Here is an 11,816-nt window from a genome sequence, read left to right on the forward strand (position 1 = left end):
GAGCAGGCCAGGCCGCAAAGCCCAAAGAACCAGCGCAGTCCCTGCTTGATGCGCTCCAGTCCCCCACCCACCCCGAAAGGCAGACAGAACAACCAAAGTCCCACCAAAACAGTGAAGCTGACAAACCCCATCATCGGCCGAAGCCTAGAGGTCCCGATATGCAAAGCTCCGTTCCGTCGATCAGACCGACCAAACCAGAACCGCCCGCATATCCCTTCAATGCATCAAAATGTCAAAGAGCCCAACCCCGCGAGACGACCTGACCTTCTGCACCAACTTGCGGCGCCGGCCGTCAGGACCTTTCGAGATTGTCCGCGTCGTCACCGTCAGGTCCGTTTCGCGTCCCGGCGTCGCTGTCTGCGTCGTCGGTGAGCGGGTATTTACGGATGGGCCCGGGGGGACCGCAAGGGGTCATCGCAAGAAATGTGGAAGTTTTTGTCCGTCCGGTAAAACCCTTATGACACTGCAACTTAGCTAACCTAAGCTCGTCCTGGCGCCGGATCGCTCGCGGTCGCGTGAACGCCGGCGGGCCTTCGTGAGCCGAGTCAGGCCGCGGCGACCCGGCGGGCCGGGAGCCGCGTGGCGAGAAGCCCCAGCAGGATCGCCATGTAGACCAGCGGCTCGATCGCGAAGCCGCGCGCCAGCCAGATGTAGTGGAGCGCCCCCAGCACCGCGACCGGGTAGGTCAGCCAGTGCAGCTTGCGCCATCCGGCGCCGCCGAGCCGCCGGACGCTCGCGTTGTTCGAGGTCAGCGCCAGCGGGATCAGCAGGAGGAACGCTCCCATGCCGATGGTGATGTAGGGCCGCTTGACGATGTCCGCCCAGACCGCGCCCAGCGCCTGCACGTCGAGGATCGCCCAGACGAGGAAGTGGGCCAGCACGAAGAAGAACACGAGGAGCCCCAGCGCCCGCCGGAACTTGAGCAGGTTCACCCCCGCGAACTTCCGCAGCGGCGTCACGGCCAGCGTCGCGACCAGGAACTTGAGCGCGGTGATCCCGTAGGCCCGCTCCAGCCAGTCGATGGGCTCGACCGACACGCCGTTCAGCGCCTGCCAGAAGAGCCACGCCATGTAGAGCCCGCCGAAGGCGTAGAGCGGCCAGGCCGGCACTCGCCGCGCCCAGCCGTTCACCCGCTGCGCCAACGCCCCCGGAGCCGCCACGTCAGAAGTTCTCCACCAGGTCCATCCCCTCGTAGAGCGGCGCCACCTCGTCGTAGCCGTTGAACATCAGCGTATCCTGCCGCGAGGAGAAAAGCCCTCCGCCGATCCGCCGCTCGGTGGCCTGGCTCCAGCGCGGATGGTCCACGCTCGGGTTCACATTGGAGTAGAAGCCGTATTCGTGCGGGTTGGTCTGGTTCCAGGTCGCGGGCGGCTGCTCCTCGACGAGGGAGATGCGCACCAGCGACTTGATCGACTTGAACCCGTACTTCCACGGCGTCACGAGACGGATCGGCGCGCCGTTCTGCTTGGGCATCGGCTCGCGGTAGAGGCCCGTCGCCAGGATCGCGAGCGGATGCATGGCCTCGTCGAGCCGCAGTCCCTCGACATACGGAAAGTCGAGCACGCCTGCCTGCACACCCGGCATGTTCTCGGGCTGGACGGTGGTCTCGAAGGCCACGAACTTCGCGCCCTCCTGAACGCCGAGCTTGCCGAGCACGTCGGCGAGTTCCACGCCCGTCCAGGGGATCACCATGGACCAGCCCTCGACGCAGCGGTGCCGGTAGATGCGCTCCTCGGGCGTCAGCCCCTCCAGGAGCTGTGCGACCGTGTAGTCGCCCGGGTTGTCCACGAGGCCGTCCACCTTGATGGACCAGGGCTCGACCTGCATGGCGTCGGCGTAGCGGGACGGGTCCGACTTGTCGTAGCCGAACTCGTAGAAGTTGTTGTAGGTCGTGATCTCCTCGAACGTGTTCGGTTCGAGAGGCTGCGCCAGCGCCGGGCCAGCGACCGAGGCCGCCCCCAGGGCGCCCGCCCCTGCCATGATCTGGCGGCGGTTGAGGTAAAGGCTCTTGGGCGTCACGTCCGCCCAGGTCAGGTCGTTCGTCCAGCGGCGCGCCATGGCATCCTCCCTCGCATCTCGCAAGACACGTAGGAAACTCTGCCAGGGTTGCACCTAACGGTGCGTCACGTTGCCGTTGGCGATTGTTTCAGGCCCAGGGCGCAGGAAAACCCCGGCGGATCGCTCCGCCGGGGGCTCGTCACCTCAGGCATGGACGCTCAGTGGACCACGGCTTCGACCGGCCGCTCACGCTGCGTTCCGGCCACGCGGGTCCCGACGATCAGCCCCTCCGGGCCCACCGTCACCGGCACCGTGTCCTCGTCCTTGACCTCGCCCGCCAGGATCATCTCGGCGAGCTGGTCCTGCAGCGCCCGCTGGATCACCCGCTTCAGGGGCCGCGCGCCGAAGACCGGGTCGTAGCCCTCGTCGGCCAGCCACTGCTTCGCGGCCGCGTCGAGCTCCAGCGCGATCTTCCGCTGCGCCAGCCGCTGCTCGAGCCTGCGGAGCTGGATCTCCACGATGCCGGTCATGTCCGTCCGGTCGAGCCGGTCGAAGATGATCATCTCGTCGAGACGGTTCAGGAACTCGGGCCGGAAATGCGCCCGGACCGCGTCCATCACCTCGCGCTTGGCGGCCGACGCATCGGCCCCCTCGGGAAGCTGGCTCAGCGCATAGGCCCCGAGGTTCGAGGTCAGCACGATCAGCGTCTGCTTGAAGTCCACGGTCCGGCCCTGCCCGTCGGTCAGCACGCCGTCATCGAGAACCTGCAAGAGCACGTTGAACACGTCCGGATGCGCCTTCTCCACCTCGTCGAAGAGCACGACCTGATAGGGGCGCCGCCGCACGGCCTCGGTCAGCACGCCGCCCTCGTCATAGCCCACGTAGCCCGGAGGCGCTCCGATCAGGCGGGCGACCGAATGCTTCTCCATGAACTCCGACATGTCGATGCGGACCATCGCCGTGTCGTCGTCGAACAGGAACTCGGCCACCGCCTTCGTGAGCTCGGTCTTGCCGACGCCGGTCGGGCCGAGGAACAGGAAGCTGCCCAGCGGCCGGTTCTCGTCGTTGAGCCCCGCCCGGGCCCGCCGCACGGCGCGCGAGATGGCCGCCACGGCCGACTCCTGCCCGACGACGCGCTTGCCCAGCGCCTCCTCCATGCGGAGGAGCTTCTCGCGCTCGCCTTCCAGCATCCGGCTCGTGGGGATGCCCGTCCAGCGCTCGACCACCTCGGCGATCTGCTCCGGCCGCACGGCCTCCTCGACCATGAGCCCGTCGCCCTGCGCCTCGGCCTCGGACAGCTCCTTCTCGAGCTGCGGGATCTCGCCATAGGCCAGCCGCCCGGCCTCGGCGAGGTTGCCTTCCCGCTTGGCCTTGTCGAGCTGCGCCCGCGCCTCCTCCAGCCGCTCCTTGATCGTGCGCGAGCGGTCGAGCTTGTCGCGCTCCGCCTGCCACTTGGCGGTCATCGCGGCGGATCGCTCCTGAAGCTCCGCCATCTCCTTCTCAAGGCGGGCGAGCCGGTCCTGCGACGCGGCGTCGTCCTCCTTCTTCAGGGCCTCGGCCTCGATCTGGAGCTGCAGGAGCTGTCGGTCGAGCTGGTCCAGCTCCTCGGGCTTGGAGTCGATCTCCATCCGCAGCCGCGACGCCGCCTCATCGACAAGGTCGATCGCCTTGTCCGGCAGGAACCTGTCGGTGATGTAGCGGTGCGACAGCGTCGCCGCCGCGACCAGCGCGGAGTCGCTGATCCGCACGCCGTGGTGCAGCTCGTACTTCTCCTTGATGCCGCGCAGGATGCTGATCGTATCCTCGACCGTCGGCTCCTCGACCAGGATCGGCTGGAACCGCCGCGCCAGCGCCGCGTCCTTCTCGACGTGCTTGCGGTACTCGTCCAGCGTCGTCGCGCCGATGCAGTGGAGTTCCCCGCGCGCCAGCGCCGGCTTGATGAGGTTCGCCGCGTCCATCGCGCCGTCGGCCTTCCCCGCGCCGACCAGCGTGTGCATCTCGTCGATGAAGAGGATGACCTCGCCGGCCGCCGCCTCGATCTCCTTGAGGATGGCCTTCAGACGCTCCTCGAACTCGCCGCGGTACTTCGCGCCCGCGATCAGCGCGCCCATGTCGAGCGCCAGGAGCTTCTTGTTCTTGAGGCTCTCCGGCACGTCCCCGTTCACGATCCGCAGCGCAAGGCCTTCCGCGATGGCGGTCTTGCCCACGCCCGGCTCGCCGATCAGCACCGGGTTGTTCTTGGTCCGGCGCGACAGCACCTGCATCGAGCGGCGGATTTCCTCGTCGCGCCCGATGATCGGGTCGATCTTGCCATCCCGCGCCGCCTCGGTCAGGTCGCGCGCATACTTCTTGAGGGCGTCGTAGCCCTCCTCGGCGGAGGCCGTGTCGGCGGTCCGGCCCTTCCGCACGTCGTTGATCGCGGCGTTCAGCCCCTGGGCCGTAACGGCCCCGGCCGACAGCGCCTCCTGCGCCTTGGACTTCACCATGGCCAGCGCCATGAGCATCCGCTCGACGGGGACGAAGCTGTCGCCTGCCTTGGTCGCGACCTTCTCGGCCTCGTCCAGCACGCGCACGAGGGCCGTGTCGATGTAGGCCTGCCCGGCGTCGCCCGTGACCTTCGGCACCCGCGCCACGGCGGCATCCACCGCCTCGCGCACCCGCGCCGACGCTCCGCCCGACCGGTCGATCAGGTTGGCCGCGAGCCCCTGGTCGTCGTCCATCAGCGCCTTCAGCAGGTGTTCCGGCAGGATGCGCTGATGGCTCTCCCGCGCCGCGATGGTCTGCGCGGCCTGGAGGAACCCGCGCGACCGCTCCGTGAACTTCTCCAAGTTCATGGGTAAATTCTCCTTTCCCAAGCGCCCGTTCCGGGGTCGCCCGCCTATTGCGGCACGACCCCCCGGGCCTCGTCGTTGATGTGGGTCACGCCCCCACGCGGCGCAAGAGGATCGGCCCCCGGAATCCGCTCGCTTGACAGCCGCGCCCCGCGCTCCCAAGCACGCCGGAACCGCAAGGAGAGCGCCCATGTCCGACGACCGCCTCATCGTCGCCCTCGACCTCCCCGACGCCCTCTCGGGCCTGTCGCTGGCCGAGGCGCTGGGCGACACCGTCTCCTTCTACAAGATCGGCCTGGGGATGCTGACCGGCGGCGGCCTCGCCCTCGCCCGAGAGCTCAAGGACGAGCACGGCAAGCGCATCTTCCTCGACATGAAGCTCTTCGACATCGGCGCGACGGTCGAGGCGGCGGTGCGCGGCCTCGCCCGCTTCGACCTCGACTTCCTGACCGTCCACGGCGACCCGCAGGTCGTCCGTGCCGCCGTCCAGGGCGCCAGCGGCACGGACCTCCGCATCCTCGCCGTGACGATCCTCACCTCGCTCGACCGCGCCGACCTCGACGAGGCGATGATCCAACCCGGCGACCTCGCCGAGATCACCACCGAGCGCGCCGCCCGCGCCATGGCCGCCGGCGCCCACGGCGTCATCGCCTCCCCGCGCGAGGCCGCCATGATCCGCGTCCTTCCGGAGGCCTCGGGCAAGCTCATCGTCACCCCCGGCGTCCGACCCACGGGCGCCGCCAAGGGCGACCAGAAGCGGATCGAGACCCCGGCCGCCGCCATCCGCGCCGGGGCCGACCACATCGTCGTGGGCCGCCCCGTCTGGCAAGCCGAGGACCCGCGCGCGAGCGCCCGCGCGATCCTGGCCGAGCTCCCCTGAACGCGGGCCGCCCGAACGCATTCCCGCCGATCCGGTTCCGGCGGAAATCTGCAGGGCCTATCGCAACTTTTCCGCCGCCCCTGTCGTTCTTCCTCACAAGAACGAGCAGGAGGGTCCCCATGCACACCAGGCTGGTCTCGATGCGCTACGACGCCACCCAGGGCGCCTTCGAGGCGCGGGTGGACGTGGAGCGCGACGGCCGGACCTTCCGCTATCCCCTGCCGGGTCGAGGCGCCCGCGACCGCCCCGCAGGAGTGGATCGAGGAGGCCCTCACCCGTCACGCCCTTCGCCAATCCGACTCGGGCCGACCCCAGGCGCGGCTTCACTGACGCGCGTGGAGGAGGCCCGGCTCCGCGACCGTGGCCCGCGGAGCGAGCGGCGCGTCCCCGCAAGGGGGCGCGCCGCTTCAGTTCTCGTTGATGTCGCGCTCGACGATGCGGGCGCTCCCCTTGTGGGTGCCCAGCCACATCCGCAGCACCGCATAGGCCGCCGCCGACAGGACCGCGAAGATCAGGAGCGTGCCGCCGATCCCGGTGTCGAGCCCCAGGCCGACGAGGAGCGCCGTCCCCATGGCCCCGGCCGAGAAGCCCAGGAACACGAAGACGGGCGCCAGCACCTCCAGCACGCCCAGCACGATCGCCACCGCGACCCAGACCCACCAGAGCAGCCACCACATCAGGCGTTGCGCCCCTTGAGCAGCATCTGGAAGGCGTTCCCGAAGCTCTCCAGCGCCGCCGCCGGCACCACGATGGTCTGCTTGCCGGTCCCCTGCCCCAGCGCCGTCAGCGCCTCGACCTGCTTCAGCGCGACCTGATACTGCGCGGCCTCCAGCCCGTTCTTGCCGATGGCCTCGGCCACCACCGAGGTCGCATAGGCCTCCGCGTCGGCCTGGAGCCTCCGCGCCTTGGCGACCTGCTCGGCCGCATAGAGGTCGGCGTCCGCCTGCAGCTCCACCGCGCGCTTGCGACCCTCGGCCTCCATGACGTGCGCCCGCCGCGCCCGCTCGGCGTTGAGCTGCTGGAGCATCGCCGACCGCGTCGCCTCGTCGAGGTTCACGTCCAGGATCTCGGCCCGCGTGACCTCGATCCCCCAGTCGTCCACCTGGTCCGCCAGATGCGTCTTGACGGCGTTGATGAGCTGCGAGCGGTTCGACTGCACCTGGTCGAGCTCCATGCGCCCGATCTCGGACCGCACGATCCCCGCGACCGTGGTGGTGATCGCCGCGTCCACGTCCTTGATGCGGTAGACCGTCTTCTCGGGCTCGGTGATCCGGTAGAAGACGCTCGTGTCCACCGCCACCAAGACGTTGTCCGAGGTTATCGCGTCCTGCCGCGAGGTCGGAAGCTGCCGCTCCAGCACAGACACCTTGTGCGCCACCCGGTCGAGGAAGGGCACGATGATGTTGAGGCCGGGGCTCAGGACGGACCGGAGCCGCCCGAAGCGCTCGACGACGAACTTCTCGGACTGCGGCACCACGCGGATGCCTCGGAAGACCGCGACGATGATGAGGAGCGCGAGGAGGATCAGGACGATGGTCCCGCCCGAGAGGCCGATGCCTTGGTTGTTCATGGATGTGGTCCGATGCCGTTGCCGCGCTTACGCTACGTCCCCCGCGCGGCCTCTCCTAGTCCGTCCAACCATACTTTCAGGCGATCTTGCAGCGAGGGCACGGCCTTGGGCATCGACAGGAACCGCTCGGGCCGGACCAGCATCCAGCCCTGCCCCTCGTCGGCCATGACGATGCGCCGCGCCTCCCAGGGCGGCAGCCGCAGCACGAAGAACCAGCTCGTCCGGCTAGGGTCGATCATGGCCGGGAACGGGCTCTCCCAGAGCCACTCCGCCCAGGAGAGGTCCAGCCCCACCTCCTCCCGCGCCTCGCGGATCAACGTCTCGCGCGGGGTCTCCTCCCCCTCGCGCCCGCCGCCGACGAAGTCCCAGCAGCCGGGGAACGGGATGTGCGGGAAGTCGTCCCGCAAGGTGGTCAGCAGGTCGTCCCCCAGCAGCACCGCGCCCTTGGCGCCCACCCAGTCCCGCATCGCCCCTCCCACTCGTTCACGCTATCCTGCCGCCATGCCTGCCCTATGCCGCGACTGCCTGCACCGATTCGATGGAGGGGACCGCCGCTGCCCCGCCTGCCGGTCGCCCCGCGTCACGGCCCACCCGGAGCTGTTCGCCCTCTCCATCGCCCACATGGACTGCGACGCCTTCTTCGCCTCCGTCGAGAAGCGCGACGACCCTTCGCTGCGGGATGTCCCCGTGATCGTCGGCGGCGGCAAGCGCGGCGTCGTCTCCACGGCCTGCTACCTCGCCCGCATCAAGGGCGTCCGCTCCGCCATGCCGATGTTCGAGGCCCTGCGCCTCTGCCCCGAGGCCGTCGTCGTGAAGCCCCGCTTCTCCGCCTACGTCGAGGCGTCCCGCGCCATCCGCGCCATGATGGAGGAGCTGACCCCCCGCATCGAGCCCCTCTCCCTCGACGAGGCCTTCCTCGACCTCTCGGGCACCGAGCGCCTCCACGGCGCCCCGCCCGCCGTCCTCCTCGCCCGCCTCACCCGCCGGATGCAGACCGAATTGGGCCTCACCGGCTCCATCGGCCTCTCGCACAACAAGTTCCTGGCCAAGGTCGCCTCCGACCTCGACAAGCCGCGCGGCTTCTCCGTGATCGGGCGGGCCGAGACGCAAAGTTTCCTCGCCACCCAGCCCGTCCGCCTCATCTGGGGCATCGGCCCCGCCGGGCAGGACTCATTGGAACGCGTCGGCATCCGCCTGATCGGCGACCTCCTCCGCTGGGACCGCCGAGACCTCCACGCCCGCTTCGGGAGCATGGGCGAACGCCTCTGGCACCTCTCGCGCGGCGAGGACAGGCGCGGGGTGCACGCCGACCGCGACCTGAAAAGCATCTCCAACGAGACCACCTTCCACGAGGACACCGCCGACCGCGACCTCCTCGACGGCCATGTCTGGCGCCTGTCCGAGAAGGTCGCCTCCCGCGCCAAGGCCAAGGACCTCGCCGGCCGCGTCGTCACGCTCAAGCTCAAGCGCGCGGACCACCAGCTCCTCACCCGCCGAGTCTCGCTGCGCGAGCCCACCCAACTGGCCGACCCCCTCTACCGCACCGCCCGCGGCCTTCTCGACGCGGTCGAGGAGCCCGGCCCCTTCCGCCTCCTCGGCGTCGGCCTGAGCGAGATCACCGACGCCCGCCTCGCCGACCGCGAGGGCGACCTCCTCGACCCCCAGGCCGCCCGCCGCGCCAAGGCCGAGCGCGCCGCCGACGCCATCCGCGCCCGCTTCGGCGAGGGCGCGATCCTCAAGGGCCGGGCCCTGCGCTAGACGTCGCATCCCCGGAAAATGCTCCGGTTGCCCTTGCCTGCCCCCGTGTCCCGCCCGATGCTCAGCCCATGAACGCCGAGGACCTCCCCATCCACCTCCGCATCCCCCTGGGCGAGGGGGTCCGCTTCGGCCCCGGCAAGGCCGAGCTCCTCACCCGCATCCGCGAGACCGGCTCCGTCACCGCCGCAGCGCAGGGCATGGGCATGAGCTACCGCCGCGCCTGGTCGCTCGTGTCCGAGGCCAACAAGGCCTTCCGCGCCCCGCTGGTCGAGCTCTCGCGCGGCGGCGAGGGCGGGGGCGGCGCGCGCCTGACCAAGGAGGGCGAGGCCGTCCTGGCCTCCTACCGCGCGCTCGAAGACCTCGTCCTGAAGGACGGCGCCGCCTACATCGCCGCGATCCGCGACCGGGCCGATATGTCCGGACGGAAATAACGCTGGACCGCGAGGTCGGGGCCGATATATCCGAAGGGACATAACGATGCCCGGAGCCGCCATGCTCGCCCGATCCCTCGCCGTCGGCCTTGCCCTCCTCGCCTCCTCCGCCCGGGCGGAGCAGGTCACAGTCTTCGCCGCCGTCTCGCTCAAGACCGCGCTCGACGAGATCGCGGCGCAGTGGGGCGGGGCCACCGGCAACGAGGTGGTCGCCTCCTACGCCGGCAGCTCCCAACTCGCCCAGCAGATCGAGGAGGGCGCGCCCGCCGACCTCTTCCTCTCGGCATCGGAGGAATGGATGGACGACCTCGCCTCCAAGGACCTGATCGTCGCCGAGAGCCGCCGCGACCTCCTCGGCAACACGCTGGTCCTCGTGGCCCACGGCGCGGGCGCGGCCCCCGTGGAGATCGGGCCTAGTCTCGACCTCCCCGCCCTCCTCGACGGCGGCAAGCTCGCCATGGCGCTCGTCGACTCCGTCCCCGCCGGCCAATACGGCAAGGAAGCGCTGACCAACCTCGGCCTCTGGGACGCCGTGGAGCCCTCGGTCGCCCAGACCGAGAACGTCCGCGCCGCCCTCGCGCTCGTGGCCTCCGGCGAGGCCCCCTACGGCATCGTCTACGGCTCCGACGCCATCGCCGACGACGAGGCGTCGGACGAGGTCTCGGTCGTCGGCACCTTCCCCGAGGGCTCCCACGCCCCCATCACCTACCCCGCCGCCCTGGTCGCCGGGCGCGACAATGCGACGGCCGCGCAGTTCCTCGACCAACTCTCCTCGCCCGAGGCGACGGCGGTGTTCGAGCGTCTCGGCTTCCAGCCGCTCGGAAACTAGGTGGGGCACTGGCTCGGCCCGGAGGAGGCGACCGCCCTCCTCCTCTCCCTCCGCGTCTCCGTCGCCGCGACGCTGGCCAGCCTGCCGGCCGCGCTCCTCACCGCCTACGCCCTGGCGCGCTGGCGCTTCCCCGGGCACGGCCTCCTCAACCTACTTGTCCACCTGCCGCTGGTGCTGCCCCCCGTGGTGACCGGCTACCTCCTCCTGCGGACCTTCGGCACGCGCGGCCCGGTGGGCTCCCTCCTCCAGGACTGCTGCGGCATCGTCCTCGCCTTCCGCTGGACCGGCGCCGCGCTCGCCGCCGCCGTGATGGCCTTCCCGCTCTTCGTGCGCCCGATCCGCCTCTCGATGGAGGCCGTGCCGCGCCACACCGAGGAATCCGCCGCCGACCTCGGCGCCCGCCCCATCCTCGTCTTCCTCACCGTCACCCTGCCCCTCAGCCTCCCCGGGGTGCTCGCCGGCGCCGCCCTGGGCTTCGCCCGTGCCATGGGCGAGTTCGGGGCCACCATCACCTTCGTCTCCGCCATCCCGGGCGAGACGCAGACCCTTCCGTCCGCGATCCACGTCCTCCTCCAGGTCCCGGGCGGAGAGCCCGCCGCGATCCGGCTCGTCGTGATCTCGATCGCCGTCTCGGCCGTCGCGATCCTGCTGGCCGAGTGGTTCGGCCGCGCCGCCGCCCGCCGGGTGTCAGGGCTGTAGGGTGGGTGAAACCCACGCGGGCGCCGCGTGAATAGGCTTCAAGAGACGGACTGGACCAACGCGTGGGTTTCACCCACCCTACGCCCAGGCCCGCAGCCGCGCCGCCAGGAATTCCACCCGCTCCGCCACGCCCTCGGTCGGTCCTCCGCCGCGCCAGGGGTCGGCCAGCGTCGTCACCCACTCCTCGGGCGGGGTCACCCAGCTCCCCCCGCCTCGCCGCTGCCAGCGCAGCCCCCGCAGCACCGCCTCGGCCTCCGCCGGCAGTCGCTCCGGCACCTCCTGCCGCGTCAGCGCCCCCCAAAGCCGCGTCCAGCACCGCCCCACGGCCCAGGGGTTGTAGCCGCCCCCGCCTAGGACCATCAGCCGGGGCGCGAGCGGCCGCAGCCCCTCCAGCACCCCCGCATGGGCGTTGTTGGACAGCGCCAGCCGCGACTGGGGGTCCTCCAGCACCCCGTCCGAGCCCGACTGCATCACGATGGCATCCGGCCGGAACGCCGCCACGGCGGGCAGGATCACCCCCTCCCGCACGCGCGCCATGTCGTCGTCGTGGAAGCCCCTCGGCACCGGCAGGTTGAACACGTTCCCCGCCCCCCACTCCGTGATCGCCCCCGTCCGGGGCCAGCGCCCCTCCTCATGCGTCGAGACCAGCAGCACCTCGGGGTCGTCCCGGAACGCGTGCTCCACCCCGTCGCAGTGATGCGCGTCGATGTCCACATAGGCCACCCGCCGCGCCCCGTGCCGCCGCAAGCCGAGCACCGCGAAGACCGGATCGTTGAGGTAGCAGAACCCGTTCGCCCGGTCCGGAAAGGCATGGTGCGTC

At 70.5% G+C, this 11,816-nt stretch carries 12 protein-coding genes; 5 read left to right on the forward strand and 7 right to left on the reverse strand.

The annotated features are described in order from the left end of the window. Positions 1–545: 545 nt before the first annotated feature. The 3 genes from msrQ to clpB form a co-directional block, all read right to left on the reverse strand. Complete coding sequence (gene msrQ, locus RUMESO_RS22195) at positions 546–1,160, reverse strand: protein-methionine-sulfoxide reductase heme-binding subunit MsrQ (RefSeq protein ID WP_245639385.1); 615 nt, start codon at positions 1,158–1,160, stop codon at positions 546–548. Position 1,161: 1 nt separating this feature from the next. Continuing rightward, complete coding sequence (gene msrP / locus RUMESO_RS22200; RefSeq protein ID WP_037283897.1) at positions 1,162–2,058, reverse strand: protein-methionine-sulfoxide reductase catalytic subunit MsrP; 897 nt, start codon at positions 2,056–2,058, stop codon at positions 1,162–1,164. Positions 2,059–2,216: 158 nt separating this feature from the next. Then, on the reverse strand, positions 2,217–4,832 hold the full coding sequence (gene clpB / locus RUMESO_RS22205) for an ATP-dependent chaperone ClpB (protein WP_037283899.1): 2,616 nt from the start codon (positions 4,830–4,832) through the stop codon (positions 2,217–2,219). 187 nt (positions 4,833–5,019) lie between these two features. On the opposite strand from clpB, the gene pyrF reads away from it, so the two are divergent. Further along, complete coding sequence (gene pyrF, locus RUMESO_RS22210; protein WP_037283901.1) at positions 5,020–5,709, forward strand: orotidine-5'-phosphate decarboxylase; 690 nt, start codon at positions 5,020–5,022, stop codon at positions 5,707–5,709. Between the two features lie 407 nt (positions 5,710–6,116). Here the strand turns inward: pyrF and RUMESO_RS22215 are convergent, their stop codons facing one another. From RUMESO_RS22215 to RUMESO_RS22225, 3 genes are read right to left on the reverse strand one after another with little or no spacing between them, the layout of a single operon-like run. Continuing rightward, on the reverse strand, positions 6,117–6,386 hold the full coding sequence (locus RUMESO_RS22215; RefSeq protein WP_037283903.1) for an NfeD family protein: 270 nt from the start codon (positions 6,384–6,386) through the stop codon (positions 6,117–6,119). Continuing rightward, positions 6,386–7,279: an SPFH domain-containing protein gene (locus RUMESO_RS22220; RefSeq protein WP_037283905.1), complete on the reverse strand. Its 894-nt coding sequence runs from the start codon at positions 7,277–7,279 to the stop codon at positions 6,386–6,388. The genes RUMESO_RS22215 and RUMESO_RS22220 overlap by 1 nt, the downstream gene beginning before the upstream one ends. A 32-nt stretch (positions 7,280–7,311) precedes the next feature. Continuing rightward, entirely contained in the window at positions 7,312–7,746 is a 435-nt protein-coding gene (locus tag RUMESO_RS22225; RefSeq protein WP_037283907.1) for an NUDIX domain-containing protein, read from the reverse strand. 34 nt (positions 7,747–7,780) lie between these two features. Between RUMESO_RS22225 and RUMESO_RS22230 the strand changes: the two genes are divergently transcribed. The 4 genes from RUMESO_RS22230 (at position 7,781) to modB (ending at position 10,996) form a co-directional block, all read left to right on the forward strand. After that, positions 7,781–9,037, forward strand: a complete 1,257-nt coding sequence (locus RUMESO_RS22230; RefSeq protein ID WP_037283909.1) for a DNA polymerase IV — start codon at positions 7,781–7,783, stop codon at positions 9,035–9,037. A gap of 68 nt (positions 9,038–9,105) precedes the next feature. Next, the gene (locus RUMESO_RS22235) at positions 9,106–9,468 is read left to right on the forward strand and encodes a winged helix-turn-helix domain-containing protein (protein WP_037283912.1); all 363 of its coding nucleotides are present in this window, start codon (positions 9,106–9,108) and stop codon (positions 9,466–9,468) included. A 46-nt stretch (positions 9,469–9,514) separates the two neighbouring features. After that, positions 9,515–10,297, forward strand: a complete 783-nt coding sequence (gene modA, locus RUMESO_RS22240) for a molybdate ABC transporter substrate-binding protein (RefSeq protein WP_037283914.1) — start codon at positions 9,515–9,517, stop codon at positions 10,295–10,297. Next, complete coding sequence (modB, locus tag RUMESO_RS22245) at positions 10,298–10,996, forward strand: molybdate ABC transporter permease subunit (protein WP_037283916.1); 699 nt, start codon at positions 10,298–10,300, stop codon at positions 10,994–10,996. It begins immediately after the preceding gene. 78 nt (positions 10,997–11,074) lie between these two features. On the opposite strand, the gene RUMESO_RS22250 is transcribed toward modB, so the two are convergent. Next, the coding region (locus RUMESO_RS22250; RefSeq protein ID WP_037283918.1) for an acetoin utilization protein at positions 11,075–11,816 on the reverse strand (742 nt) is incomplete at its 5' end.

It is taken from the genome of Rubellimicrobium mesophilum DSM 19309 (assembly GCF_000600335.2).
In the GTDB taxonomy this organism is placed as follows: domain Bacteria; phylum Pseudomonadota; class Alphaproteobacteria; order Rhodobacterales; family Rhodobacteraceae; genus Rubellimicrobium; species Rubellimicrobium mesophilum.

Coding starts and splice junctions, on each gene's coding strand:
- clpB (WP_037283899.1), bottom strand. CDS start 4,832: ATGAACTTGGAGAAGTTCACGGAGCGGTCGCGCGGGTTCCTCCAGGCC.
- pyrF (WP_037283901.1), top strand. CDS start 5,020: ATGTCCGACGACCGCCTCATCGTCGCCCTCGACCTCCCCGACGCCCTC.
- msrP (WP_037283897.1), bottom strand. CDS start 2,058: ATGGCGCGCCGCTGGACGAACGACCTGACCTGGGCGGACGTGACGCCC.
- RUMESO_RS22215 (WP_037283903.1), bottom strand. CDS start 6,386: ATGTGGTGGCTGCTCTGGTGGGTCTGGGTCGCGGTGGCGATCGTGCTG.
- modA (WP_037283914.1), top strand. CDS start 9,515: ATGCCCGGAGCCGCCATGCTCGCCCGATCCCTCGCCGTCGGCCTTGCC.
- RUMESO_RS22225 (WP_037283907.1), bottom strand. CDS start 7,746: ATGCGGGACTGGGTGGGCGCCAAGGGCGCGGTGCTGCTGGGGGACGAC.
- RUMESO_RS22220 (WP_037283905.1), bottom strand. CDS start 7,279: ATGAACAACCAAGGCATCGGCCTCTCGGGCGGGACCATCGTCCTGATC.
- RUMESO_RS22230 (WP_037283909.1), top strand. CDS start 7,781: ATGCCTGCCCTATGCCGCGACTGCCTGCACCGATTCGATGGAGGGGAC.
- RUMESO_RS22235 (WP_037283912.1), top strand. CDS start 9,106: ATGAACGCCGAGGACCTCCCCATCCACCTCCGCATCCCCCTGGGCGAG.